At 72.0% G+C, this 25,119-nt stretch carries 26 protein-coding genes; 13 read left to right on the forward strand and 13 right to left on the reverse strand.

The window, feature by feature from the left end; all coding sequences use genetic code 11:
* Positions 1 to 184 precede the first annotated feature (184 nt).
* The gene (locus ACZ7EG_RS32860) at positions 185 to 2,068 is read right to left on the reverse strand and encodes an RICIN domain-containing protein (RefSeq protein WP_471086977.1); all 1,884 of its coding nucleotides are present in this window, start codon (positions 2,066 to 2,068) and stop codon (positions 185 to 187) included.
* Between the two features lie 350 nt (positions 2,069 to 2,418).
* Between ACZ7EG_RS32860 and galU the strand changes: the two genes are divergently transcribed.
* Positions 2,419 to 3,363, forward strand: coding sequence for a UTP--glucose-1-phosphate uridylyltransferase GalU (gene galU / locus ACZ7EG_RS32865; protein ID WP_471086980.1), 945 nt, complete (start codon positions 2,419 to 2,421; stop codon positions 3,361 to 3,363).
* Positions 3,364 to 3,416: 53 nt separating this feature from the next.
* Here galU and ACZ7EG_RS32870 read toward each other — a convergent pair whose 3' ends face one another.
* Positions 3,417 to 3,854, reverse strand: coding sequence for a DUF4442 domain-containing protein (locus tag ACZ7EG_RS32870; protein WP_104781909.1), 438 nt, complete (start codon positions 3,852 to 3,854; stop codon positions 3,417 to 3,419).
* Positions 3,855 to 4,029: 175 nt separating this feature from the next.
* Here ACZ7EG_RS32870 and ACZ7EG_RS32875 point away from each other — a divergent pair, with 175 nt between their 5' ends.
* Positions 4,030 to 5,052 (forward strand): DUF8017 domain-containing protein, encoded by a 1,023-nt coding sequence (locus ACZ7EG_RS32875; protein ID WP_471086983.1) that lies wholly within the window; start codon positions 4,030 to 4,032, stop codon positions 5,050 to 5,052.
* 199 nt (positions 5,053 to 5,251) lie between these two features.
* Positions 5,252 to 6,556 carry an MFS transporter gene (locus ACZ7EG_RS32880; protein ID WP_471086986.1) on the forward strand — a complete coding sequence of 435 codons (1,305 nt, stop codon included), beginning with the start codon at positions 5,252 to 5,254 and terminating at the stop codon, positions 6,554 to 6,556.
* Here the strand turns inward: ACZ7EG_RS32880 and ACZ7EG_RS32885 are convergent.
* Together ACZ7EG_RS32885 and tuf are read right to left on the reverse strand one after the other, a co-directional pair.
* Positions 6,518 to 7,363 (reverse strand): spermidine synthase, encoded by an 846-nt coding sequence (locus ACZ7EG_RS32885; RefSeq protein WP_471086989.1) that lies wholly within the window; start codon positions 7,361 to 7,363, stop codon positions 6,518 to 6,520. The two genes, ACZ7EG_RS32880 and ACZ7EG_RS32885, sit on opposite strands and share 39 nt — an antisense overlap.
* Positions 7,364 to 7,462: 99 nt before the next feature.
* The gene (tuf, locus tag ACZ7EG_RS32890; RefSeq protein WP_471086992.1) at positions 7,463 to 8,632 is read right to left on the reverse strand and encodes an elongation factor Tu; all 1,170 of its coding nucleotides are present in this window, start codon (positions 8,630 to 8,632) and stop codon (positions 7,463 to 7,465) included.
* Between the two features lie 340 nt (positions 8,633 to 8,972).
* On the opposite strand from tuf, the gene ACZ7EG_RS32895 reads away from it, so the two are divergent.
* The gene (locus ACZ7EG_RS32895) at positions 8,973 to 9,764 is read left to right on the forward strand and encodes a TVP38/TMEM64 family protein (RefSeq protein ID WP_471086995.1); all 792 of its coding nucleotides are present in this window, start codon (positions 8,973 to 8,975) and stop codon (positions 9,762 to 9,764) included.
* A 17-nt stretch (positions 9,765 to 9,781) separates the two neighbouring features.
* Here the strand turns inward: ACZ7EG_RS32895 and ACZ7EG_RS32900 are convergent, their stop codons facing one another.
* Complete coding sequence (locus ACZ7EG_RS32900) at positions 9,782 to 10,951, reverse strand: thiolase family protein (protein ID WP_471086998.1); 1,170 nt, start codon at positions 10,949 to 10,951, stop codon at positions 9,782 to 9,784.
* A 93-nt stretch (positions 10,952 to 11,044) separates the two neighbouring features.
* Here ACZ7EG_RS32900 and ACZ7EG_RS32905 point away from each other — a divergent pair, with 93 nt between their 5' ends.
* The 3 genes from ACZ7EG_RS32905 to ACZ7EG_RS32915 all read left to right on the forward strand — a co-directional run bounded on the left by ACZ7EG_RS32905 (position 11,045) and on the right by ACZ7EG_RS32915 (position 12,827).
* A complete protein-coding gene (locus tag ACZ7EG_RS32905) occupies positions 11,045 to 11,515 on the forward strand; it encodes a winged helix-turn-helix transcriptional regulator (RefSeq protein ID WP_471087001.1) in 471 nt (156 codons plus the stop codon).
* 158 nt (positions 11,516 to 11,673) lie between these two features.
* Positions 11,674 to 12,549 carry an undecaprenyl-diphosphate phosphatase gene (locus tag ACZ7EG_RS32910; RefSeq protein WP_471087004.1) on the forward strand — a complete coding sequence of 292 codons (876 nt, stop codon included), beginning with the start codon at positions 11,674 to 11,676 and terminating at the stop codon, positions 12,547 to 12,549.
* Between the two features lie 98 nt (positions 12,550 to 12,647).
* On the forward strand, positions 12,648 to 12,827 hold the full coding sequence (locus tag ACZ7EG_RS32915) for a hypothetical protein (protein WP_471087007.1): 180 nt from the start codon (positions 12,648 to 12,650) through the stop codon (positions 12,825 to 12,827).
* Positions 12,828 to 12,885: 58 nt separating this feature from the next.
* Here the strand turns inward: ACZ7EG_RS32915 and ACZ7EG_RS32920 are convergent, their stop codons facing one another.
* Positions 12,886 to 13,488 carry a DUF4291 domain-containing protein gene (locus ACZ7EG_RS32920; protein ID WP_471087010.1) on the reverse strand — a complete coding sequence of 201 codons (603 nt, stop codon included), beginning with the start codon at positions 13,486 to 13,488 and terminating at the stop codon, positions 12,886 to 12,888.
* A 96-nt stretch (positions 13,489 to 13,584) separates the two neighbouring features.
* Here ACZ7EG_RS32920 and ACZ7EG_RS32925 point away from each other — a divergent pair, with 96 nt between their 5' ends.
* Both ACZ7EG_RS32925 and lnt read left to right on the forward strand, forming a co-directional pair.
* Positions 13,585 to 14,055 (forward strand): nuclear transport factor 2 family protein, encoded by a 471-nt coding sequence (locus ACZ7EG_RS32925; protein WP_471087013.1) that lies wholly within the window; start codon positions 13,585 to 13,587, stop codon positions 14,053 to 14,055.
* Positions 14,056 to 14,124: 69 nt separating this feature from the next.
* Positions 14,125 to 15,690 carry an apolipoprotein N-acyltransferase gene (gene lnt, locus ACZ7EG_RS32930; RefSeq protein WP_471087016.1) on the forward strand — a complete coding sequence of 522 codons (1,566 nt, stop codon included), beginning with the start codon at positions 14,125 to 14,127 and terminating at the stop codon, positions 15,688 to 15,690.
* On the opposite strand, the gene ACZ7EG_RS32935 is transcribed toward lnt, so the two are convergent.
* Complete coding sequence (locus ACZ7EG_RS32935; RefSeq protein ID WP_471087019.1) at positions 15,614 to 16,519, reverse strand: Gfo/Idh/MocA family protein; 906 nt, start codon at positions 16,517 to 16,519, stop codon at positions 15,614 to 15,616. The two genes, lnt and ACZ7EG_RS32935, sit on opposite strands and share 77 nt — an antisense overlap.
* Before the next feature lie 13 nt (positions 16,520 to 16,532).
* On the reverse strand, positions 16,533 to 17,717 hold the full coding sequence (locus tag ACZ7EG_RS32940; RefSeq protein WP_471087022.1) for an FAD-dependent monooxygenase: 1,185 nt from the start codon (positions 17,715 to 17,717) through the stop codon (positions 16,533 to 16,535).
* A 79-nt stretch (positions 17,718 to 17,796) separates the two neighbouring features.
* Between ACZ7EG_RS32940 and ACZ7EG_RS32945 the strand changes: the two genes are divergently transcribed.
* From ACZ7EG_RS32945 to ACZ7EG_RS32955, 3 genes are all read left to right on the forward strand, one after another.
* Positions 17,797 to 18,387 (forward strand): TetR/AcrR family transcriptional regulator, encoded by a 591-nt coding sequence (locus tag ACZ7EG_RS32945; RefSeq protein WP_471087025.1) that lies wholly within the window; start codon positions 17,797 to 17,799, stop codon positions 18,385 to 18,387.
* A 92-nt stretch (positions 18,388 to 18,479) separates the two neighbouring features.
* A complete protein-coding gene (locus ACZ7EG_RS32950; protein WP_471087192.1) occupies positions 18,480 to 19,004 on the forward strand; it encodes a DinB family protein in 525 nt (174 codons plus the stop codon).
* Between the two features lie 293 nt (positions 19,005 to 19,297).
* The gene (locus tag ACZ7EG_RS32955) at positions 19,298 to 19,660 is read left to right on the forward strand and encodes a hypothetical protein (protein ID WP_471087028.1); all 363 of its coding nucleotides are present in this window, start codon (positions 19,298 to 19,300) and stop codon (positions 19,658 to 19,660) included.
* A gap of 4 nt (positions 19,661 to 19,664) precedes the next feature.
* Here ACZ7EG_RS32955 and ACZ7EG_RS32960 read toward each other — a convergent pair whose 3' ends face one another.
* The 5 genes from ACZ7EG_RS32960 to fabG all read right to left on the reverse strand — a co-directional run bounded on the left by ACZ7EG_RS32960 (position 19,665) and on the right by fabG (position 24,382).
* Positions 19,665 to 20,165, reverse strand: a complete 501-nt coding sequence (locus tag ACZ7EG_RS32960; protein WP_471087031.1) for a hypothetical protein — start codon at positions 20,163 to 20,165, stop codon at positions 19,665 to 19,667.
* Positions 20,166 to 20,287: 122 nt separating this feature from the next.
* Entirely contained in the window at positions 20,288 to 20,971 is a 684-nt protein-coding gene (locus ACZ7EG_RS32965; RefSeq protein ID WP_471087034.1) for a uracil-DNA glycosylase, read from the reverse strand.
* Between the two features lie 93 nt (positions 20,972 to 21,064).
* On the reverse strand, positions 21,065 to 22,651 hold the full coding sequence (locus tag ACZ7EG_RS32970) for an ABC transporter substrate-binding protein (protein ID WP_471087037.1): 1,587 nt from the start codon (positions 22,649 to 22,651) through the stop codon (positions 21,065 to 21,067).
* Positions 22,652 to 22,849: 198 nt separating this feature from the next.
* Positions 22,850 to 23,608: an SDR family oxidoreductase gene (locus ACZ7EG_RS32975; RefSeq protein WP_471087040.1), complete on the reverse strand. Its 759-nt coding sequence runs from the start codon at positions 23,606 to 23,608 to the stop codon at positions 22,850 to 22,852.
* A gap of 12 nt (positions 23,609 to 23,620) precedes the next feature.
* A complete protein-coding gene (gene fabG, locus ACZ7EG_RS32980) occupies positions 23,621 to 24,382 on the reverse strand; it encodes a 3-oxoacyl-ACP reductase FabG (RefSeq protein WP_392111350.1) in 762 nt (253 codons plus the stop codon).
* Positions 24,383 to 24,612: 230 nt separating this feature from the next.
* Here fabG and ACZ7EG_RS32985 point away from each other — a divergent pair, with 230 nt between their 5' ends.
* Positions 24,613 to 25,092 (forward strand): excalibur calcium-binding protein, encoded by a 480-nt coding sequence (locus tag ACZ7EG_RS32985; protein WP_471087044.1) that lies wholly within the window; start codon positions 24,613 to 24,615, stop codon positions 25,090 to 25,092.
* Positions 25,093 to 25,119 lie beyond the last annotated feature (27 nt).

A 25,119-nucleotide genomic window follows, 5' to 3' on the forward strand; every position in this document is an offset into this window, starting at 1 on the left:
GCGGCACGGTCCACGGGTCGCACGGTCCACGAGGCCACCCGATCCACGAGGCCACCCGGCCCACGAGGCCACCCGATCCACGAGGCCACCCGGCCCACGAGGCCACCCGGCCCACGAGGCCACCGGGCCCACGAGGTCACCCGGCCCACACGGTCACCCGGTGGGCCGACCCCGTACCCCGCCGCTAGGGCAGGCGCGCGGCCGAGTGAGTCGTCGCCACGGTGTCGGCCACGGTGGCACTCGCGTGATCGAGCGCGGCGGAGCCCGGCTGCGTGCCGGTTCCGCCGGTTCCACCGGCCGCTGCACCTTCCCCTTCCCCTGCCCCTGACTCGGCCCCTGACTCGGCCCCCTCGCAGCAGCCCACCTGCGCGAACCGCGTCCCGTACCGCTGCGGCAATTCCCCGGGCTGGGTGCGCGGACGTACGGACCGCTGCCCGGGCGGGGCGTCGCCGTACGCCCGCTGCTCGCGCTCCCGGCGGCTCTCCCGCGGAGCGTCCTCCGCTCGCTTCTTCCCGGACTCCCCCGGCCCGCCGGGGACGGCGGCCGGTTCCAGTGCCCAGCGCTGCGCCTGGGAGCCGTCGCGGCCGGCGACGATCACGTTCCGGCCCTTCCCGGGCGCGAGGGCCACACCCTTGCCGCCGCGCGGCAGGAGTTCACCGCGCACGGTCAGGTCGTAGCGGACGACTCCCGCGTGCCCGAGGCAGCCGGCCAGGGTGACCGAGCCCTTGGCGATGTCGGAGCCGAGGCACAGGGTGGGGTCGGCGGCGCTGCGCAGGACGCCGTCGTCCTGGTACGACCACTGCTGGGACCCACCCGCGGAGCAGAGGGTCAGCACGATGCGGGCGTCGGCCCGGGCACGGCCGCCCGGGACGTCGACGCACAGGCCTTCGTCGAGGTTGCGCAGCCGTCCCCGGGCCACTTCTGCGGCGGTGCCGGCGGAGGCGGCCGACGGGGAAGCGGCGACCGAGGGTGCGACGGAGTCCGGTCCGACGGACGAGGATCCCGCGCTGTCCGGGTCGACGGAGTGGCCACTGACCGCGCCCCAGGTGGCCTGCGGGCCGGCGGTGCCGCCCTCCTCGGTCCAGCCCCGGGCGGCGAGCAGCGTCGCGAGCAGCACGAGGGAGGTCATCCCGACGGCGGCGGCCAGCGCCTTCGCGTTCCTCCTCGACGCCCCGGGCCGGCCGGCCCCCCGCAGGGCCCGGGACCGGAGCCGGTGGCGTCCGCCGGCGGACAGGGCGCCCTGGCCCTCGACGCGGCCCGGCCGCGATTCCAGATAGCGGCGGGCGCCCCAGCCGAGAACCGTCTCGGTGAGCAGGTCTTCCAGACCGCCCTCGAAATGGCTGAGTTGCTCGGCGGCGTGGCGGCAGTAGCGGCAGGCCATGAGATGCCGTTGCACATCAGGAAGCAGCGCCCCGCCGCGACGCATGGGAACGTCCAGCAGGCGGTTGTAGTAGCGGCATTCCTGCGTCGGTGCGAGTTCCCGGTGGGCGCGTACGCACCCCGACCTGAATTGCTCGCGTGCCCGTTCAAGCGCGGCCGACGCGGTACCGGCGTCCACTCCCAGCAGACCGGCCGGTACGGATATGGGTTCGGCCTCGACGTCCGTGTGCCAGAGCAGGCATTGGGAAGCCCCCGGAAGACCGCGGAAAGCGCGTTCCGCGAGGCGTCGCCTTTCGGGTGTCCCGGGCCGGGCGGCGCGCAGACCGCGGGCTCCGACGGTCTTGCGAAGTTCCGGCAGCACTCCGGAAATGCCGTCGTCGGCGGCCCACTCCCCGACCGTCTCCCGGACGGCGGTGAGCAGCCGCGGACGCAGGGCTCCGCCGCCCGGCCGGGCGAGTTCCCTGCGGAAGGCGGCGGCGGCCGCCATCGACGCGGAATCCTCGGACGACGCCAGGCAGATCACGGCGTATTCGTGAACCGCGCGCCAGTGGCGGGCCAGCAGCAGCGCGACGGCGCGTGGCCCTTCGGCGGGTTCACCGACCCGGGCGAGGAGATTGCGGTCGGACTCCGCGGGTCCCGCTCCGGGGCGTGGCGCGTACGGCGGGCGTGGGGGGTTGGGGGATTGCACGGAACCATTTCCTTCCAGCCGCAGAACGGCAGGCGAATTGCGCGTCCGTCGGAAAGCAGGTGCGTGATTGGTGCATACCTATGCCGCGTCAGCCGCGGACTTCACTGTGAGCCGGCTCACTTTCGCACAAGCGACTGACAGGTAACAAGGAGTTCGGATGACCCAAGTTCACAACGCGGGGAATGCGGATATGTTACCGGCGGTATCCGCACCGGCTTTCGAAAACGCGGGCGCCGGAGGCCGCAAGTTGTGCGCATTCAAAGGCGGTCGGTCCACACGATCTCCAACTTCACAGCGCGCTCCCATGTGACTCTCGGCGCGCTCTCAGCCCCCCGCGCCAGCATGAGCGCATGACCACCCCCCGCCCTTCCGCCATGACCCCCGCCCGCACCGTCCGCAAGGCGGTCGTCCCGGCCGCCGGCCTCGGCACCCGCTTCCTGCCCGCCACGAAGGCGACGCCCAAGGAGATGCTGCCGGTCGTCGACAAGCCCGCCATCCAGTACGTCGTCGAGGAGGCGGCAGCGGCGGGACTCGACGACGTCCTGATGGTCACCGGTCGGCACAAGCGGGCCATCGAGGACCATTTCGACCACGCCCTGGAACTGGAGCAGGCCCTCACGGCCAAGGGCGACACTGTGCGGCTGGACGCGGTGCGCGATCCGGCGCGGCTGGCGAGCATCCACCACATCCGGCAGGGCGACCCGCTCGGCCTCGGCCACGCCGTGCTGTGCGCCCGCCGCCATGTCGGCGACCAGCCCTTCGCGGTCCTCCTCGGCGACGACCTGATCGACCCTCGCGAGACGCTGCTGAGCCGGATGCTCGACGTCCGCGACCGCCGGCTCGGCAGCGTGGTCGCCCTGATGGAGGTCCCGCCCGACCAGATCCACCGTTACGGCTGTGCCGCCGTCGAGCCGACCGGCGAGCAGGACCTCGTCCGCGTCACGGGCCTGGTCGAGAAGCCGGCCCGGCATCAGGCGCCCAGCCGCTACGCCGTCATCGGCCGCTATGTCCTCGACCCGGCCGTCTTTGCCGTCCTGGAGCGCACCCCGCCGGGCCGGGGCGGCGAGATCCAGCTGACCGACGCCCTGCAGGAGATGGCCGCGGACGGCACGGTGCACGGGGTGGTCTTCAAGGGCCGGCGCCACGACACCGGCGACAAGGCCGACTACCTGCGCACGGTGGTCAGGATGGCCTGCGAACGACCCGACCTGGGACCGGAGTTCGTGGCGTGGCTCCGGGTCTTCCTCGGGGAGCTGGACGGCGTGCTCCCGGGGCAGCGGGACGCGGCGGCCTGACCCGCGAAGACCCATGGCACCCGGCCGGAGCCGACGCGCACGCGACCACCGGATCAGCCGTTGGGCCGCAAGGTCCACACCACCGTCATCTCGCCGGTCACGGCACCGTCGGCCCGCTGGATGGCGATGGCCACCGGGAACTCGGGGCGCTCACCGGCGTCCAGTTGCGCGACGACCTCGGCGGCCGGGCGGCCCAGGGTGGCCGTGGCCGTGACGGCACCCATCGCCAGCTTCTTGTAGGAGATCTCGGCGCTGACGGCGAGCGGCACGGCGCGCGAGAGCTGGTCCCCGAACGCGGCCAGCACGATCGCCCCGCTCGCGGACTCGCCGAGCGTGAACATCGCACCGGCGTGCGGGCCGCCCACGTGGTTGTGGTACTCGCCTTGGTCCGGCAGCGACACCACCGCCCGGTCCGGCGAGGTCTCCAGGAACTCGAGGTTCAGGGTCCGGGCCATGGGCACCGTGGCGGCGAGCATCTCGCCGATGGACATCTGGTCTGCGCTCATGCCCGAATGTTACTCACGAGTAGAGACGCCTGGCCAGGCCGGTGTGACGACCGCCGCATCCCTCCGCACGCCATCCGCACCGGGCTGTCTCCGGGTTGCTACGTCTCCGTCCACGGGCGGTGACCGAATCGTGTCCGGGGCGCGGCTAGGGTGGCTGCCCATGTGGCCAGGACAGCAGCCGCCCGGGGGCGAGCAGAACCCGCAAGCGAACAACCCGTACCAGCAGCCGGGGTACCAGCAGCCGAATCCCTACCAGCAGCCGGGATACCAGCAGCAGCCCAACCCCTATGGGCAGCAGCCCCAGTGGGGCACCCCCGGGCCGGCCGGCGCACCGCAGCCCCCACAGCCGCCGCAGGGAGGTGGCGGCGGCAGCCGGACGAAGCTGGTCGCGATCATCGCCGCCACGGCGGTGGTCGTGGCGGCCGGTGTCACCGGCTTCCTGGTGCTGGGCGGCGACAAGGACGACACGGCCGACGGCGGCAAGAACCGCAAGGACGGCAAGGTCGCGACGAGCCCGTCGGCCGAGGAGCCGAGCGCCTCCGCCTCGGACGACAACCCCCGCGGCGGCGAGGCGGCGCAGCCCACCGTCAAGGGCTGGAAGGTCGTCATCAACCCCAAGTGGGGCACGGCCTTCGACGTCCCCGCGGACTGGGAGGTGGCCTCCCCGACCTCGTCCGTGTTCTTCGAGGACGAGAAGTCCGACGACGGCAAGCCGCTGATCACCATGTCGGCACCGGCGTTCTACAAGTCCAAGTGGTGCACGAGCGACGACAACAAGGACGGCAGGACCGAGACCGAGTCCCTGGCCGGGGCGGGCACCAAGGGCGCCGACGGGGCCAAGAACACGGACGAGGTCGCGGTCAACCAGGTGGCCTGGTGGGTGTACGGCGGCTATACGCAGCCGGACAAGAAGAGCGTCAAGACCGACGACAAGGGCAAGCCCTACACCACCGCCTCGGGCGTGAAGGGCAGTGTCGCCTGGGCGCACTCGGAGAACACGCCCGACAAGGGCAAGTGCGCCAGCGACGGCAAGGCGGTGACGTTCGGCTTCAAGAACTCCGCCGGCGACTTCGTCGCGTGGAGCTTCTTCGGTGCCAAGGGCGTCAAGGGCGAGGTGCCCGAGAAGACCATCATGAAGATCCTCAGCACGGTCCGCCTGCACGGCGAGCCGACCGGCGGCTGACCCGGAAACGGAACGGCCCCGCCCCTTGCGACAGGGGCGGGACCGGCTCACAGCGCCGCCGGGCCGGCAGCGTCGCAGAACGCTTGCGCAGGTGTTCCCTTCCCCGATTGCAAGGTCGATCAAGATCAACCTCAGCGGCGTGCCGTCGCGCCGCGCAAACGGTTTGGCAGGAGGGGCCCTCGGCGGCGATAGTCGGTCGGTGACGTCCCCCGCCGCCTCCTCCCGCAGCCCCCGCAGACCCGTTTGGGCGGGCCGCAACTACTCCCTGCTGACCGCGGCCGCGGTCGTCACCGGCCTGGGCAGCCACGGTGCCCTGGTGGCATCGGCGTTCGCCGTCCTCGAAGCGGGCGGCGACGGCGGCGACGTCGGTCTGGTGGCGGCGGCGCGGACCCTGCCGCTGGTGCTGTTCCTTCTGATCGGCGGCGCCCTGTCGGACCGGCTGCCCCGGCACCACGTGATGGTCGCGGCGAACGTCCTCAACTGCCTCTCCCAGGCCGCCTTCGCCGTGCTCGTGCTGGCCGGGGAGCCCCGGCTGTGGCACATGATGCTGCTGGCCGCGCTCGGCGGCACCGGTCAGGCCTTCTTCAGCCCGGCCGCCGAGGGCATGCTCATGTCGTCGGTCGACGGCGAGAACGCGGGCCGCGCCTTCGCCGTGTTCCGGATGGCGATGCAGGGCGCGGCCCTCGGCGGTGCCGCGCTCGGCGGCGCCATGGTCGCGGCGATCGGGCCCGGCTGGGTGCTCGCGGCGGACGCGGCGGCTTTCGCGCTCGCCGGCGCGCTGCGGGCCTTCCTCGACGTCGGCCACATCCCGCCCCGTGTCCCGGGCGGCGGTCTGCTCGCCGATCTGCGGGACGGGTGGCGCGAGTTCGCCGGCCGCCCCTGGCTGTGGGGCATCGTCGTCCAGTTCTCCATCGCCAACGCGGTCGTCGCCGCCGCCGACGCGGTCTACGGCCCGCTCGTCGCGCGCGACCACCTCGGCGGCGCGGGCCCCTGGGGACTCGCCCTGGGCGCGTTCGGCGCGGGAACGGTGGCCGGTGCCCTGCTGATGACCCGCTGGAAACCGCGCCGCCTGCTCCTCGCCGGCACCCTCTGCGTGTTCCCGCTGGCCCTGCCCTCGGCCGCCCTCGCCGTCCCGGTGCCGATCGGCGTCCTGTACGGGGTGATGTTCCTCGCCGGCGCGACGGTGGAGGTGTTCGGCGTCTCCTGGATGACGGCACTGCACCAGGAGATCCCCGAGCACAAGCTCTCCCGCGTCGCGGCGTACGACTGGTTCGGCTCCGTCGCACTGGTCCCCCTCGCCACGGCCGCGGCCGGACCGGCGGAGGACGCCTTCGGCCGCACGGCTGCCCTGTGGGGCTGCGCCGGCCTGGTCGTCCTGGTCACGGCGGCCGTGCTGTGCGTACCGGACGTCCGCGATCTGCGCCGCCGGACCACACCGGTCGCCCAGGGCGGCACCGAGCCCGCGTCAGCCGATGCCGAACGCCCCGCCGGGGGGCTCGGGTGACGGCACGGCCTCGGCGTCCCCGACGGGCCGCGCGCCGCCGATGAACTTCCGCAGGGCGGGTCCGTGTTCGACCCGGGCGGGGAAGGCGTCCGCGGCGGCGAGACGGGTCAGGGCGGCGATGTCGACCGGCTGGTGCCCGGCCACGAGCACCGCATTGCCGAAGCGGCGCCCGCGCAGCACGCCCGGCTCGGCGATCAGCACGAGCTCCTCGAAGGCGAGCGCCAGCGTGGCGAGTTGCGACCGCAGGAAGCCGAAGGGCGCGGCGTCGGGGAGGTTGGCGAGGTAGACCCCGCTCCCCCGCAGCACCCGCGCGGCCGCACGGACATAGGAGACGGAGGTGAGGTGTGCCGGCACCCGTGACCCGCTGAAGACGTCCGCGAGGAGAACGTCCGCCGAGTCCGCGGGGGCGGTCTCCAGCCAGGCCCGCGCGTCCGCCGTGTGGAGGGCGACGGCGGCACCTGCCGGCAACGGCAGATGCTCCGCCACGAGCTCCTGCAGCCCTCGATCGGCCTCGACGACCTCCTGCCGCGAGCCCGGACGGGTCGCGGCCACGTACCGCGGCAACGTGAGCGCGCCGCCCCCGAGATGCACCACGTCCAGCGCCCGTCCCGGCTCGGCCACGACATCCAGCACGTACCCGAGCCGCCGGGTGTACTCGAACTCCAGATGCGCGGGATCGTCGAGATCGACGTAGGACTGCGGGGCCCCGTCCACGGTCAGCAACCAGGCCCGTTCCCGATCGATGTCGGGCATCAGCTTGGCGGTGCCGTGATCGACGTCGCGTGTCACGGGGATGAGCTCGTTCACCCTCTCATTGTGCCTGTGGGGCAGCATCCCTCAGGGGCGCGGGGAACTGCGCGACCAGCCACATCCGGCCCGCAGTCCCCCGCGCACGGCGAGAGGCGATCACCCGACGGCAGTCACGGTCCCCGCCCCCACGGTCCGCCCACCCTCACGGATGGCGAACCCGAGCCCCGCCTCCAACGGCACGTCCCGCCCCAGCTCCACGGTCATGACAACCGTGTCACCGGGCCGGGCCACGGCGACCTCCCCCAGGTCGACGTCCCCGACCACATCCGCCGTACGGATGTAGAACTGCGGCCGGTACCCGCTGGCGACGGCTGTCGTACGCCCGCCCTCCCGCGCGGACAGCACATACACCTGCGCGGTGAACCGACGGCTCGGCACGACGCTGCCCGGTGCGGCGACGACATGCCCCCGCCGGACGGCGTCCCGCGGAACTCCCCGCAGCAGCAACGCCACGTTGTCCCCGGCCTGCGCCTCCTCCATCGGCTTGCCGAAGGTCTCCAGCCCCGTGACCACCGTCTCGACGGACGCCCCGAGCACCTCGACCCGGTCACCGACGCGCACCACACCCCGCTCGACCGCTCCGGTCGCCACGGTCCCCCGCCCGGTGATGGTCAGCACGTTCTCCACCGACAGCAGGAACGGCGCGTCCAGATACCGCTCCGGCATCGGCACATAGGTGTCCACCGCGTCGAGCAGCGCCTCGATCGACGCCGTCCAGCGCGGGTCCCCCTCCAGCGCCTTCAGCCCCGAGACGCGTACGACGGGCACGGAGTCACCGCCGTAGCCGTGCGCGGTGAGCAGGTCGCGGACCTCCAGCTCGACCAGGTCGGTCAGCTCCTCGTCCCCCGCGTCGGCCTTGTTGAGGGCGACCACGATGTGGTCGACGCCCACCTGCCGGGCGAGCAGGACGTGTTCGGCGGTCTGCGGCATGATCCCGTCGAGCGCGGAGACGACGAGGATCGCCCCGTCGAGCTGGGCGGCGCCGGTGACCATGTTCTTGACGTAGTCGGCGTGGCCCGGCATGTCGACGTGGGCGTAGTGCCGGGTGTCGGTCTCGTACTCCACGTGCGCGATGTTGATGGTGATGCCGCGTGCCGCCTCCTCGGGCGCCCGGTCGATCCGGTCGAACGGCACGAACGCGCCACTGCCGCGGTCGGCGAGGACCTTGGTGATGGCGGCCGTCAGCGTGGTCTTGCCGTGGTCGACGTGACCCATCGTGCCGATGTTGAGATGTGGTTTCGTGCGGACATAAGCCGTTTTGGGCATGGCTGTACCTCGAAGCGTGTGATCAGCGAAGAAGAAGTGGGACCCCGAGGACCTGCCCGACCCTCCCCTTGCGGGGTCCGCCGGACGAACCGGAGAGGGTCAGCTTCGGGCGCCGTCCATGACGGCCGTGAGATCGAGGACGGCAGCCTTCGGGGCATCCGTGACCACGGATGCTGCGAGGGCGAAGGCGTGCCGGAACATGCCGTCGATCATTGCCGACGCTTTACCGCACGTCGAATGGTTTTCGTCCGCCCTGCGCACAGGCGCGCGAGCCGGGGATGTGACGCTCGTGAGACGAACCATACGGCGATCACACACATTTGTCGGTTAGTGTCACCGGATGCTCGATGCCACCACCCGCTCTGGGGGCACCGCCACGGCCTCTCCCCGGGCCACCGCCGCGGAGCTCGCCGTCGCCGTTCCCCCGGCAACGACCGTCTCGTCCGCCGTACCGACCCGTTTCGCCGCTCGCTGCACGAGAGTTCTGCTCTCCCCGTACTCGCGACTGTCCCTGCTCGTCGTGCTGCTCGCCGCCGGCGCGTGCGGGGTGCTCCTGTTCGAGCCGCAGCGGCTGCTGACGGAGGGCTGGCCGCCGCAGCTCTCCGGCGCCGCTGCGGCGGTGGTGTTCACGGTGGCGTACGGCGTGTGCACCGTGGCGTTCGTGCCGAGGCCGCTGTTGAACCTCGCGGCGGGCGCCCTGTTCGGTTCGCAACTCGGCCTCGGTGTGGCCCTGACGGGCACGGTGCTCGGTGCCGGCATCGCCTTCTGCCTGGGCCGGGCGCTGGGCCAGGACGCCCTGCGGCCGTTGCTGCGGGGGCGCTGGCTCAAGGCCGCGGACGGCCAGCTCAGCCGGCACGGTTTCCGTTCGATGCTGATGGTGCGGCTGTTCCCGGGTGTGCCGTTCTGGGCCGCCAACTACTGCGCCTCCGTCTCCCGCATGGGCCTGGTGCCGTTCCTGCTGGCCACGGGGCTCGGCTCGATCCCGAACACGGCCGCCTACGCCGTCGCCGGCGCCCGCGCCTCCGCTCCGACCTCTCCCGCGTTCCTCATCGCCATGGCGTGCATCGCCCTGCCCGCGCTGGCGGGCGTGGTGGTGGCCTGGCGCAAGCGGCACCAGCTGCGCCGCCTCTGACGCCCCGCCAGGCCGGCTCAGACCCGTTCCAGCACCATGGCGTTGGCGAGTCCGCCCGCCTCGCACATGGTCTGGAGCGCGTACCGGGCGCCGCGTTGCCTCATCGCGTGCACCAGTGTCGTCGTCAGCCGGGCGCCGCTCGCGCCGAGGGGATGCCCGAGCGCGATGGCCCCACCGTGCACGTTGACCCGCGTGAGGTCGGCGCCGGTCTCCTGCTGCCAGGCCAGTACGACACTGGAGAACGCCTCGTTGACCTCGAACAGGTCGATGTCCTCGAGGGTCAGTGAGGCCCTGCGCAGCACCTTCTCGGTCGCCGGGATCACGCCCGTGAGCATCAGCAGCGGGTCGGAGCCGGTGACGGCGAAGCTGTGCAGGCGGGCCAGCGGACGCAGGCCGAGCCGGGCCGCCGTCTCGCTCGACGTGATGAGCACCGCCGAGGCACCGTCGTTGATCGGGCTGGCGTTGCCCGCAGTGACGTTCCACTCGATCTGCGGAAAGCGCTCGGCGAAGCCGGGGTCGTGGTAGGCGGGCCTGAGGCCGGAGAGGATCTCGGTGGTGCTGCCGGGGCGTACGCACTCGTCGCGCGTGACCCCCTCCAGGGGGGCGACCTCGGCGTCGAAGAGCCCGCTCTCCCAGGCCTCGGCGGCCTTGTGGTGCGAGGAGACGGCGAAGGCGTCCATCCGTTCGCGGCCGATCGACCACTTCGCGGCGATCAGTTCGGCGCTGATCCCCTGCGGAACGAGCCCCTCCGGGTAGCGCTCGGCGACTCCGGGTCCGAAGGGGTCCTTGCCCGCGGGCACGTTCGACCACATCGGCACCCGGCTCATCGATTCGACCCCGCAGGCCACGACCAGGTCGTAGGCGCCCGAGAGGACGCCCTGCGCCGCGAAGTGCACGGCCTGCTGGGAGGAGCCGCACTGGCGGTCCACGGTGGTCGCGGGCACCGAGTCCGGGAAGCCCGCCGACAGCACGGCGTAGCGGGTGGTGTTCATGGCCTGCTCGCCGACCTGGTCGACGGTGCCGCCGATGACGTCGTCGATCAGGGCCGGGTCGATCCCGGACCGCTCGACGAGGGTGCGCAGGGTGTGGGCGAGGAGCTCCACGGGGTGGACGTGCGCCAGGGCGCCGTTCGGCTTGCCCTTGCCGATCGGGGTGCGTACGGCTTCGACGACGACTGCGTCACGCATGTGCGAGCCTCCACGACTACCGGTGAGTAGGAAATTCGAACTCACCGTAGTCCGCAAGGTTGGAAAATCCAACCCTCTTCTAGACTGATCCTCATGGCCGACCGCAAAGACCCGCGCCCCTGTTCCATCGCCGACACCCTCGCGCTCGTCGGCGAGAAGTACTCCCTGCTCGTGCTGCGGGAGGTGTGTCTGGGCAACGGCCGGTTCGACCAGCTGGTGCGCAACATCGGCGCCCCGCGCGACATCCTGGCCACCCGGCTGCGCCGGCTCGTCGACGCCGGGATCCTGGCCAAGCACCCGTACAGCGAGCGCCCGCGGCGCTTCGAGTACCGGCCGACGCCGGCGGGACTGGAGCTGGAGCCGGTGCTGATGACCCTGATGGCGTGGGGCGACCGCCACCTCCGGCCGGACGGCGACCGCCCGATGGTCCTGGAGCACTCCTGCGGGCGGCCGCTCACCCCGGCCGTCATCTGCCGCGCCTGCGGCGACGAGGTGCGCCACGAGGACGTCACAGCCCGCCCCCAGACTCCGGGCTGGACGGTGACCGGACCCACCACGGCCTGATCACCGCTGGTCGGGAGCGCTTCCAAACCCCTGTGTCCGGCGGTCCTTCCGGGGACGCTACGCTTCCCCCTCGGCACACATGATCCCCCGTTCATCGCAACGGCGGCCCGGTGCGCCCGTCGTCCGTCCCACGATCGGCACTTGGACTCCGCTACCTCATGTCTTGGTTCGAATCACTCATCCTCGGACTCGTCCAGGGGCTGACCGAGTTCCTCCCCGTCTCCTCCAGCGCCCACCTGCGGCTGACGGCGGCCTTCTCGGGCTGGGAGGACCCGGGTGCGGCCTTCACGGCGATCACGCAGATCGGCACCGAGGCGGCCGTGCTGATCTACTTCCGCAAGGACATCGGGCGAATCATCTCGGCGTGGACGCGCTCGCTCACGAACAAGGAACTGCGCAGCGACCCGGACGCCCGGATGGGCTGGCTGGTGATCGTCGGCTCGATCCCGATCGGCGTGCTGGGCGTGACGCTGAAGGACCAGATCGAAGGGCCGTTCCGTGATCTGCGGATCACCGCCACCATGCTGATCGTCATGGGCATCGTCCTGGGCGTGGCCGACCGGCTGGCGGCCCGTGACGAGAGCGGCGGCAAGCACCGGGCTCCCAAGCAGCGCAAGGCCCTCGAGGACCTGGGCGTCCGGGACGGCCTGATCTACGGCGTCTGCCAGGCCATGGCGCTCGTCCCGGGCGTCTCGCGCTCCGGCGCCACCATCAGCGGCGGTCTGTTCATGGGCTACAAGCGCGAGGCCGCGGCCCGCTACTCCTTCCTGCTCGCCATCCCCGCCGTGCTCGCCTCCGGCGTGTTCGAGCTGAAGGACGCCACGGAGGGCGGCCACGTCTCGTGGGGGCCCACGATTTTCGCGACGATCATCGCCTTCGGCGTCGGATACGCGGTGATCGCGTGGTTCATGAAGTTCATCTCGACCAAGAGCTTCATGCCGTTCGTCTACTACCGCATCGTGCTCGGCATCGTCATCATCGTGCTGGTCAGCATGGGTGCCCTGAGCCCTCACGCGGCCGAGTCGGCGGGCTGATCCCGGGGTCCTGTGACCCCCGTCTCGTGACCAACCGCATAGCCATCGGGTAGCCGTCCGGTAGCGGGCTGTCAGTGGCTGCCCCTAGGCTTGTCCGCATGTCCCCCGATTTCGTGACCCCTGGTTCCGTGCGGTCCGCTGCCGAGGTCAACGAGGAGATCCGTGCGCTGTGGCAGCGCACGGGCGGCAGCCTGTCGGCCGAGGAGCGCGCTGAGTACGAGCTTCTCGTCGTCGAATGGGCCGCCGCGCTCCGAGGCGGCGTCGTCAAGGCGGCCTGAGCGGCTCCCGCAGTCCGTTTTCCGGCTTCTACCGCACCCTCTGGTCGTAGCGCACCCTCTAGGCGCGCAGCCGCTCCAGCACCTCGTCGTCGACGGCGAAGGGCGGCTCCTCGGGCAACAGCCGCGCAGCCGATTCCAGTTGCCCCGCCCGTACCAGCCCGTGGATCTCCGTGGCGAGCGGTGTGACGTCCTCGATCCCCCTGATCCAGTCGTCCGCGTAGCGCGCGGCCGCCTCCCCCGCGAGCCCCAGCTGGAGCGACCGGTGCGGCAGCGGGTTGAGGTGCAGATCCCGTTCCGGATCCCACTGCACCCGCGCGGGTGCCTGCCTCAACCGCCGCTTCCAGGAGGCCTGGTCGCCGTGCAGAGCGGGGACGTGGTGGGACAGGCAGGCGTTGCGCAGCGCCCAGAGGAAGCCCTCGCGGTCGATCTCGATCGCCAGGACGGTCTCCTGGCCCTCCTTGGTACCCCAGCCGCAGCGGTACATCATCCACAGGAACGAGGGCTTGATCCAGGTCATGCGTTCCCGCTTCCAGGAGGCCGGGAAGCGGCCGTGGCGGGCGGCAGGGCCGCCGATCTCCGGGCGGTAGGCCTGGTACACGGTGATCGTGGACTCGGTGTGGCGGGCTCTCACCCGGTACTTCGGTTCATGTCGTTCGTTCACGAAGGACAGGCTGGGCCCCGGCGTCCCCCGGCGGCCACCGAATATCAGGCACGCACGGCTCTTGGCCCGGTCCCCGCCATGGCCAACACTGAGCCGATGACGCAGCGCGTGGAACTCGCCACCGTGAGAGACCGGCTGGCCGTCGACGGACTGATCACCGACTACGCGGTGGCGGTCGACGACGGTGACTGGGAGGCGTACCGGGGGCTGTTCGCCCCTCGCGGGCGGGCGGACTACCGCTCGGCCGGCGGCATCGAGGGAGAGGCCCGGGCGGTCGCCGCCTGGCTCGCGGAGAGCCTGGGGCTGTTCCCGATGCGGCAGCATCTGATCGTCAACCGGCGGGTGCGCTTCGGGATCTGGGAGCAGGACACCGGCGACACGGCCGAGGTCCAGGCCGACTACGTCAATCCCATGGCCACCGCCGGACCCGCTCCCGACTTCGTGTGCGGCGGCCGGTACGCCTTCGCGGCGCTGCGCACGGCCGACGGCTGGCGGCTGAGCGAGGTGGTCGTACGGGAGAAGTGGCGGCGCCTTCCCGAGCCGCGGACGGCACCTGTGGTCGGCTGACCCGGCGCCCGGTGTCCTAGATCGTCCACGGCGCGCACACTGGAGGCAGCCGCGGGGTAGGAGGCGCCTATGAACACGCTCGGCCACTGGCTCGCCTCCCCCTGGCGCCGCTCGGCCGCCGCGGCGGTCGCGGGCGCCCTCCCCGTCCTCGCCTTCCCCGCGCCGTCCCTGTGGTGGGCCGCCTACGTCGCCCTGGTGCCCTGGCTCCTGCTGCTGCGCACGGCGCCGACCGGGAGGCGGGCCGCGTACGACGGCTGGTGCGGCGGCTTCGGCTTCATGCTGGCCATGCACCACTGGCTGCTGCCGAGTCTGAACGTGTTCACCTTCCTCCTCGCCGCCCTTCTGGGCGCCCTGTGGGCCCCGTGGGGCCTGCTGGTGCGCCGCCTCCTGGGCGGCGTCCCCTCCAGCGGCCGGGTCGCGGTGGCACTGCTGGTGCTGCCGTCGGGCTGGCTGGCCGTCGAGCTGGTCCGCTCCTGGCAGGGGCTCGGCGGCCCCTGGGGCATGCTCGGCAGCAGCCAGTGGCAGGCCGAGCCCGCGCTGCGGCTCGCCTCGGTCGGCGGCGTGTGGCTGCTCAGTTATCTGCTCGTGGCGGTCAATGTCGCGGTCGCCGTTCTCGTCGCCGTCCGCCGCGCACGAATGCCCGCCGTGGCCGGTCTGGTCGCCACGGCCGCGGCCACCTCCGCCGCCTGGGCGTTCTCGCCCCGCCCCGCCGTCGACGGCGACGTCAGGATCGCGGTCGTGCAGCCGGGTGTCATCGCCGGCCCCGACGGCCGGTTCGACCGCGAGGAGCAGCTCACCCGCCGTCTCGCCGGACAGGACGTCGACCTGATCGTCTGGGGCGAGAGCAGCGTGGGCTTCGACCTCGGGGACCGGCCCGACCTCGCCCGCAGGCTCGCGGACCTCTCCCGCGCGACGGGCGCCGACATCCTCGTCAACGTGGACGCCCGGCGCTCCGACAAGCCCGGCATCTACAAGAGCTCGGTGCTGGTCGGGCCCGACGGCCTGACCGGCGAGCGCTACGACAAGATGCGGCTCGTGCCGTTCGGCGAGTACATCCCCGCCCGCTCCCTGCTCGGCTGGGCCACCTCGGTCGGCAAGGCCGCGAGCGAGGACCGCAGGCGCGGCTCGCTGCCGGTCGTGATGAACGTCGGCGACGATCTGCGCGCCGGTCCGCTGGTGTGCTTCGAGACCGCCTTCCCGGACATGACCCGCCATCTCACCCGGGAGGGCGCCGACGTGCTGATCGGCCAGTCGTCGACGTCCACGTTCCAGCACAGCTGGGCACCCGAGCAGCACGCGTCGCTGGCCGCGCTGCGGGCCGCCGAGACCGGCCGCCCCATGGTGCACGCGACCCTGACGGGCGTCTCGGCCGTCTACGGCCCGGGCGGCGAGCGCGTCGGAGCATGGCTCGGCACGGACGCCTCCGCCGCGCGGGTCTACGACATCCCCCTCGCCCACGGCACCACGCCCTACGTCCGCCACGGCGACTGGACGGTGCACGCGGCGATGCTGATCCTCGCCCTGTGGGCCGCCGGCGAGGGCACACGGGCCCTGCGGATCAGGCGGTCCGCTCGTGAACCGCGCGTACCACCCGTTCGCACAGTTCATGGGTCTCCAGCGCGTCCCGGGCGCTGAGCACCTTGCCCGCCCGGACCGCGTCGAGGAACGCGAGCACCGCCTGCTCGATCCCGCGCTGCCGGGCCACCGGCACCCAGTCACCGCGTCGCCGCACGGTCGGCTGCCCCTTGTGGTCGACGACCTCGGCGAGGTTGACCACCTGCCGTTTGGTGTCCTGCCCGGACACCTCGAGGACCTCCTCGGCGGAACCGCTGAGCCGGTTCATCACGCCGAGCGCGGTGAAGCCGTCCCCGGCGAGCTGGAGCACCAGGTGGTGCAGCAGCCCGTCCCGGACGCGGGCGCGCACGGTCACGTCGTCGATCTCGCCGGGCACCAGGAAGCGCAAGGTGTCGACGACATGGATGAAGTCGTCGAGGATCATCGCGCGGGGCTCCTCCGGCAGCCCGATGCGGTTCTTCTGCATGAGGATGAGCTCACGCGGATGGTCCGCGCACTGGGTGTAGCAGGGGGCGTGGCGCCGGTTGAAGCCGACGGCGAGGCTCACGTCCCGCTCCACGGCGAGCGCCACCAGCCGCGCGGAGTCCTCGAGTTCGTAGGCGAGCGGCTTGTCGACGTATGTCGGTACGCCCGCCTGGAGGAGCGCCGTCACGATCTCGGGGTGCACGAGTGTGGGGGCGTGCACGAAGGCCGCGTCGAGGCCCGCCGCGAGCAGCGAGTCGAGGGTGGTGTGCCGTCGCTCCTGCGGGATGTGGAGGCTCTCGGCGACCCGGCCGAGCGTGGCGGGCGTGCGGGTCTGCAGGTGCAGTTCGACGCCGGGCTGGAGGGCGAGGACGGGGAGGTAGGCCTTCTGCGCGATGTCGCCGAGTCCGATGCAGCCGACCTTCACGGGGTGATCTCCTCTAAGCGTTGCCTGCCGGGGTCTGCTCGGAGCATACGGCGTCCGCCTGCGGGGGCCGCCAGTCGGCGATGCCGTCGAAGCCGCGCAGGACCAGGGCGGGCCCGGCCTTCGACAGCGCGGCGACGGCGGTGTCGCGTACGGCGATCCCGGCCCGGCTCGTCATGAGGTTGAGCCGGGCGACCCGCACGGCACGGCGTGCGACGGCGGTCGTGCGGGGCAGCCGGGCGGCGGTGTAGGCGGGAAGGTCGTCGCAGTGGTGCGCGAGGACGACGGCGTCCTCGATGGCCTGGTTGCCGCCCTGGCCGAGGGTCGGCGGCATGGCGTGCGCGGCGTCGCCGAGCAGGGCGACCCGGCCGTGGTGGTAGGCGGGCAGGGGCTCGGCGATGTGGTGGACGTCGTGGCGCAGGACGTCCTCGGGCCGGGCGGCTGCGAGCACGGCGGGGATCGGGTCGTGCCAGTCGCCGAAGCGGCTCAGCAGTTCGGCCTTCTCGTCGGGCGCGTGACCCCCGGCGGGTGTGACCGCGGCGGCGTAGGCGTAGACGCGGCCGTCCTTGAGGGGATGCGTGCCCCAGATGCGGCCCCTGCCCCAGGTCTCGTGCGAGGCGAACGCGGCGCCGGGGACGGGGATCACGACCCGCCAGGTGGTGAGACCGGAGTACACGGGCCCGGGGTGGGCGGGAAAGAGGGCGCGGCGGACGCCGGACCGGATGCCGTCCGCGCCGACCACCAGGTCGGTCTCCAGCACTCCTCCGGCCGTGCTGACGCGGGCGGGCCGACCGGTGCCCCCGCTGTCGGCGAGGGTCGCGGCGGTGTCCGTGCGTATGGTGCCCGGCGGGAGCCGGGAGGCCAGGCTCGCGATCAGGGTGGCGCGGTGCAGCAGCACGAGCGGACCGCCGAAGCGCTCGGCGGCTGCGTCGGCTGAGGACCGCGAGAGCCATCGTCCGGACGGGGTCCGCAGCCCGCCGTCCCCGGACCAGGCGGCGAGGTCGCGGATCTCGTCGCCGAGGCCGATGACGTCCAGCGCGCGCAGGGAGTTGGGCGCGAGGGAGATCGCCGCGCCGACCGGTTCCAGCGAGCGGGCCCGCTCCAGGACGGTGACCTGCACTCCGCGCTGATACAGGGCGACCGCCGCTGCCAGGCCTCCGATCCCACCGCCGATCATGACGGCATGCCCGGGCTGTCCCATGGCTCCTCCTTCTGTGACTACACCTGTAGTGACCCGTTGACGTTACTACAGGTGTAGTTGGAGGGGTAGCGTGAACCACATGCCCGTACGCACCGAAGGCCCTGCCCGCTCCGACCTCGTCGCCGACACCGCCCTCGCCCTGCTCGCCGAGCGCGGGATGCGCGGTCTCACGCACCGGGCGGTCGACGAGCTGGCCGGGCTCCCCCAGGGCTCCACGTCGAACCTCGCGCGGACCCGGCAGGCCCTGCTGGAGCTGGCGGTGCGGCGCCTGGCCGACCGTGAGGCCCGGGTCCTGGCCCTGCACGAGATGCCGGGCCCCGAGGCCGGTGCCGACCGCCTGGCGGACGCGCTGGCCCTGGCGACCCACCGGGCCCTGACGCAGCAGCGCGCGCTCACCCTCGCCCGCTACGAACTGGCCCTGGAGGCGACGCGCCGCCCCGAGCTGCGGGCCTTCTTCGACGCCACGGGCGCGCGCTTCCGGGACCAACTCACCACGCTGGTCACCGGAATGGGCTCGACGGATCCGGCCCGGCACACCCTCTCGCTGATCGCCTGGGCGGACGGGCTGATGTTCAGCTGCGTGGCGGGGTCGTTCGGTGCCGACGTGCCGAGCCTGGAGGAGGTGCAAGCCGGGCTGCGGGAACTGCTGGTGGGGATGCTCGGGGGCTGAAGAATCTTGTGGCGCGGCAGGGGCTGCTCGGAAAGGATGCGTCCATGACGAACGAACGCACCATGCCCGCCTCCACGGCCGACGAGCGCACCATGCCCGCCTCCACGGCCGACGAGCGCACCATGCCCGCCTCCACGGCCGACGAACGCACCATGCTGGAAGGCTGGCTGGACTTCCACCGCCAAACCCTCGCCTGGAAGTGCGAGGGCCTGAGCGACGAACAGCTCAGGTCCGCGGCCGCCGAGCCCTCCGACCTGTCCCTGCTGGGGCTGGTCCGGCACATGGCGGACGTGGAGCGGAGCTGGTTCCGCCGGGTGCTGACGGGCGAGGACGCGCGGCCGATCTACTGGAGCGACGAGGATCCGGACGGCGAGTTCCACCTCACCGAGGCGGACACCTGGCAGGAGGCCCACGCCACCTGGCAGGCGGAGATCGAGACGGCCCGGCACAACGCGGCCCGCTTCGGCCTCGACGACATCACCGAGGGCCGACACCGGCGCACCGGCGAGCGGTTCAACCTCCGATGGCTCTACACCCACATGATCGAGGAGTACGCGCGGCACAACGGCCATGCCGACCTGCTCCGCGAGCGCATCGACGGCGCGACCGGCGACTGACGCCACCGCCGCCACATCCATCACCCCACGTCACCCCCGTCACGCCGACGCCCTTCGTACGGGGTGCGAGATCACCCGTGCGGGGCAACCTCTGTCTGTCCGCCGCCCGAACGCGGGCCGGACGCACCAGAGTTGCGCGGGTGCATCGAAAGACGACCACAGCGACGCTCCTGGTGACCGTGGCGGTCTCGGCCCTCGCGGGCTGTACGACGGTTCCGCATCCCTCCGCGCCGGAGCCTTCCGCTGCACCGTCCCGGCCGTCGGCGCCGGAGGGTGAGGCTAAGACCCCGATCGTGCAGGCACCGGCCCGCGAGGCCCTGCTGCTCATCGAAGAGGCGTCCCGCCGCCCGGAGCCGGCTGCGTCGGCGACCCGCCCGGCCACTCCCCCGGCGGCCTCGCGGCACGCCGGGGCGCCGCAGGCCGGGCACCGCGACGTCCGTCCTCGCCCCGCCCGTCCGGAACGCCCCGAGCCCGCTCCGCGGCGCCCCCAGCGGTCGCACGCCGACGTCCGCGACGTGGCGGATTCGATGCGCCAGGACATCGAGAAGAGCGTCCCGGGCGACAACGCGGACGTGTGCGCGCTGGGCAGGCGCTACGGCGGATGGCGGGCGGACAGCCCGGAGGCGATGATCTGCCGCCACACCTACGGGCGTTGACCTGTCAGGGCCGCTGACGCGGCGGCGTCCACGTCCCCGGGCCGCCCTCCCCCAAACGGGACTCCAGCCGTCCGATGGCCGCCCACACGCCCTCGGCGTAGCCGTCCTCGGTGAGGGCGGTGGCGGCTTCCCGGGCCCACCGCAGGTGTGTGCGGGCGGCGTCGCCGCGCCCCAGTCTGACGTAGTCGTCGGCCAGGTTCAGGTGCAGGGAGGGGTAGAGCGCGGTCACCGCGGTCATCGCGAGGGCCTCTTCCCTGGCCTCCTCGGCGGCCGTCAGGGCACGCAGGTCCCAGGCCAGTTCGTCCGCCGGGTCGTCCTGGGTGTCGGCGAGGTAGTGGGCGAGGGTGCAGCGGTGCAGCGGGTCGCCGTGCTCGCCGATCTCCGCCCACAGGCCGAGGAACCGGTGCCGCGCCTCCTCCCGGTCCCCCGCGTGGTGCAGCATGACCACCTGCCCGATCCGGGTCAGCACGGCATCCGGCGCCGTCTGCTCCTGTCGCTCCGCCACGACGCCCTCCGCGCACTCGCCGGCTGTTCCCGCCGACGCTAACCCCGGCCGGGGGCGATCCGGCTCAGGCGGCTCCGGTCAGCACCGGGCCCGTCACGGCACGGCCGTACGAGCGGAAGGCCTCAGCCGAGGTTCGGGATCGTCCAGTCGATCGGCGTGTGCCCCTGCGCCGCCACCGCCTCGTTGATCTGCGTGAAGGGTCGCGAGCCGAAGAACTTCTTCGCCGACAGGGGCGAGGGATGGGCGCCCTTGACCACGATGTGCCGGGACTCGTCGATCAGTGGGAGCTTCTTCTGCGCGTAGTTGCCCCACAGCACGAAGACCGCCGGGTCGGGACGCTCGGCCACAGCCCGGATCACGGCGTCGGTGAACTTCTCCCAGCCCCGGCCCTTGTGCGAGTTGGCCTCACCGCCGCGGACCGTGAGGACCGCGTTGAGCAGCAGCACTCCCTGCTCGGCCCACGGCATCAGGTAGCCGTTGTCCGGGATCGGCGTGCCCAGCTCCTGGTGCATCTCCTTGTAGATGTTGCGCAGGGACGGCGGGATCCGCACGCCCGGCCGGACCGAGAAGCACAGACCGTGCCCCTGACCCTCACCGTGGTAGGGGTCCTGACCGAGGATCAGGACCTTGACCTCCTCGTACGGCGTGGCGTCCAGCGCCGCGAAGACCTCTTCGCGCGGCGGGTAGACGGGACCCTTCGCCCGCTCCTCCTCGACGAACTCCGTCAGCTCCTTGAACCAGGGCTGCTGCAGCTCGTCGCCCAGAACCCCGCGCCAGGACTCGGGCAGCATGGCGGTGTCGGTCACGTCAACGTCCTCACGATGTGCGGTCACTTCCAGGCCTCAGAACCTACAGGCGACCACTGACAACGCGCCCGGGAAAGCCCGGTGCCGGACCGCCTACCAGGCGGTCTTGCGGTGCAGCTCCCACATCATCATGATCGTCGACGGGTCCATGGCCCGCTCCGCGCCCGAGACGTCCCGGCTGGCCGCCACGTACTGCCGTCCCTGCCACAGCGGCAGCAGCCGCGCGTCGTCCACGAGGATCTGCTGGGCCTCCTCGAACTCCTTCACCACCTTCGCGCGGTCGCTCTCCCTGCGCGAGCGGGGCAGCAGGTCGCCGGTGATCTCGGGCGCCGGGTACGGCGTGCCGAGGGCGTTCTGGTCGCCGACGAACGGCGCGATGAAGTTCTCGGCGTCCGGGAAGTCGGGGAACCAGCCGCGCCCGAAGACCGGGTACTCGCCCTTCTGGTAGCCCTCGACATACGTCTTCCACGGCCGGCTCTTCAGGCTGATCGTGAACAGTCCGGAGGCCTCGAGCTGGCGCTCCAGCTCCTTGAACTCGTCGGCGGTCTCGGAGCCGTAGCGGTCGCTGGTGTACCAGAAGGTGAGCGGGACGCGCTGGTTGATGCCCGCTTCAGTGAGGATCTTGCGGGCCTTGGCGACGTCGGGGTCGCCGTAGTCGTCGAAGAAGCCCGTGGTGTGGCCCGTGAGACCCTTGGGGACCATGGAGTACAGCGGGTCCACGGTGTCCTTGTAGACCTTGTGGGCGATCGCCGCCCGGTCGACGACCTGCGCGATGGCCTGGCGCACGGCCTTCTTGTTCGCCCAGGTGTCCTTCGGGTTGAACACCAGGTAGTTGATGTCGGTGCCGGTGCCCTCGACGAGCTGGATCTCCTCGTCCTTGGAGGACTTGCTCTGGAGCTCGACGACGTCACCGGCCGCCAGACCGCGGTAGGTCACGTCGATCTTCTCGTCCCGCAGCGCCGTCACCATGGCGTCGGAGTCCTGGAAGTAGCGGACGGTCACCGCGTCGTTCCGGCGCTCCGCGTAGCCCTTGTAGGAGGCGTTGCGGACGAGGACGGCCTCTTTGCCGTCGGAGTACGAGTCGAGGGTGTACGGCCCGGACCCGACCACGTCGTCGCCCTTGCGCAGGCCGTCGTTCGGGTAGGCGTCCGGGGACACGATCGACATGGCGGGGGTGGCGAGCACGAAGGGGAAGGTCGAGTCGGGCTTGTTGAGGTGGAAGATCACCTCACGCTCGTTCGGCGCCTGGACCCGCTCGAGGCTGCCCAGGAGACCGGCGGGGCCGCCGTTGACGTTGATCTTGCGGATCCGGTCGAACGAGTACTTCACGGCCTGGGCGTCGAGCGCGTCGCCGTTGGAGAACCTCAGGCCCTCGCGCAGCTCACAGCGGTAGACCTGGTTCGAGGAGTCGCTGAAGCCGCAGCTCTCGGCGGCGTCCGGCTGAGGCGTGCTCGCGCCCGTCGGATAGCTCAGGAGCGTCTGGTAGATGTTGCGGAACAGCTCCCAGGAGCTGTCCCATGACGCGGCAGGGTCGAGCGTACTGGGCGCACTGGTGGTGCCCACGACGATCGGTCCTTCGTCCTCCGGGGTGTCGGACGACAGCACGCCGCACCCGGCGAGCAGGGCCGATATGGACGCGATGGCCGCCACCCGCCGCAGGCATCGTTTCCGCTTGAACACGCGCACGCTCCTCGATCTGCCATACCAAGGGTCGGCAGACCATACCGCAGTGCCGCGCCCCCTGACCCTCCCCGTCCATGACCGCTTGATCGATAAACCTTTGACGACGTTGTCATCGGACTTTGCGGCTTCTTTACGCAGGCACGGGCGCCGTTCGTGTCGACGGGCGCCCGTGCCGAGCCGCGTACGCGGTCCTCGTCAGCCGGTTCCGGCGTTGAGGAAGATGCCGCCGTCGACGACGAGCGTCTGGCCGGTGACCCAGTCGGACTGCCCGGAGGTGAGGAACGCGGCCGCGCCCCCGATGTCGGAGGGCACACCGAGCCGGCCGAGCGGGTAGGCCGCCGCGGCCTCCTCCTCCCGGCCCTCGTACAGGGCCTGGGCGAACTTGGTCTTCACGACCGCCGGGGCGATCGCGTTGACCCGCACCCTGGGTGCGAACTCGTGCGCGAGCTGCACGGTCAGGTTGATCATCGCGGCCTTGCTGACGCCGTAGGCGCCGATGAACGGCGAGGGCGAGAGGCCCGCGACGGAGGCGATGTTGACGATCGCGCCGCCGTTGTCCTTCTGCCAGGCGTGCCAGGTCCGCTGGGCGAAGCCGAGCGCCGAGACGACGTTGGTCTCGAACACCTTGCGGGCCACGTTCAGGTCCAGGTCGGCGATCGGCCCGAACACCGGGTTGGTACCGGCGTTGTTGACCAGGTAGTCGACACGGCCGAAGGCCTCCATCGTGCGCTCGACGGCGACGGCCTGGTGGGCCTCGTCGTGCGCCTTGCCCGCCACGTAGACGGCGCGGTCGGCGCCGAGCTGCTCGACGGCCTCCTTGAGGGCGTCCTCGTTGCGGCCGGTGATGCACACGCGGTCACCGCGCGCGACGAGGGCCTCGGCCACGCCGTAGCCGATGCCGCGGCTGGCGCCCGTGACGAGGGCGACCTTGCCGGAGAGTTCCACGGAAGTCATGTTCTTCGTCCTCTAGTCGAGCGGTCCGCCGGCCACGTACAGCACCTGGCCGGAGACGAATCCGGCCGCCTCGCCGGTGAAGAAGGCGATGGCGTTGGCGATGTCCTCCGGCTCGCCGACCCGGGCCACCGGGATCTGGGTGGCGGCGGCGGCCTTGAAGTCCTCGAAGCCCATGCCGACGCGGTCGGCGGTGGCCTTGGTCATCTCGGTGGCGATGAAGCCGGGGGCGACGGAGTTGGCGGTGACGCCGAACTTGCCGAGCTCCTTGGCGAGGGTCTTGGTGAAGCCCTGCAGGCCGGCCTTGGCCGCCGAGTAGTTCACCTGACCGCGGTTGCCGAGCGCGGACGACGACGACAGGTTGACGATCCGGCCGAAGCCCGCGTCCACCATGTGCTTCTGGCAGGCCTTGGACATCAGGAAGGCGCCGCGCAGGTGCACGTTCATGACGGTGTCCCAGTCGGAGACGCTCATCTTGAACAGCAGGTTGTCGCGCAGCACGCCCGCGTTGTTGACCAGGATCGTCGGGGCGCCGAGCTCGTCTGCGATCCGCGCGACGGCCGCCTCGACCTGCGCCTCGTCGGAGACGTCGCAGCCGACGGCGATGGCCTTGCCACCGGCGGCGGTGATCTTCTCGACGGTGTCCTTGCAGGCCGCCTCGTCGAGGTCGAGCACGGCGACCGCGCGGCCCTCGGCGGCCAGTCGTACGGCGGTGGCGGCACCGATGCCGCGCGCGGCACCGGTCACGACGGCAACCCGCTGCTCAGTGGTGGACATGACTGCTACTCCTCAGGTGAGCGACCGCTTAGTACCTTCAGTGGGTGTGACGCTAGAAGCCCTGGCACGCGGTGTCAACGGCCGGGGGCGGCATGTGATCCATCACCCGGGCCCGCCTTGGCCCGGCGGCGTCCCCGGGACACCCGATCGGCCCATGGCGGCGCGCCGCCGCACCCTTCGGCGCCTAGCGTCGGAGCGCGAGCCACCCATGGCCGGAAGGGAGGCGCTCCATGCGCCGTCGCACCGGTGTCACGGGCGCGCTGTTCGCGATCGCCGCGATCGTGCCCATGGCCGACCCCGCTCACGCCCGGCAGGACCTGGACTGCCGCGACTTCGCCTTCCAGGAGGACGCGCAGGCCGTCTTCGACGCGGACCCGAGCGATCCTCACAGGCTGGACGAGGATCAGGGCCCCGACGACGGCGTCGCGTGCGAGGCGCTGGCCCGCCGCGGGATCATCAACCCCACGACATCGCCCACGTCACCCAGCCCCTCGGTCAGTCCGTCCGCCAGCCCGTCCGCCAGCCCCTCGGTCAGTCCCTCCGCTCCCGTGACCGCCACTCCCACCGGCGCTCCGAGCCAGGGTGTACGAGGCGGGCTCGGTGGCGCGGTGGCCTCGGGGCCGAGCGACTGGGACGTCGCCATCGGACTGGTCTTCGCGGCGGGTGCCGCCGTCGCCGCCGGTTGGGTGGTGAAGCGCCGCCGGCGCTGACGGCCGGGCGGGGCGGCCGTGGGACGG

This window comes from Streptomyces sp. NPDC037100 (assembly GCF_055606225.1).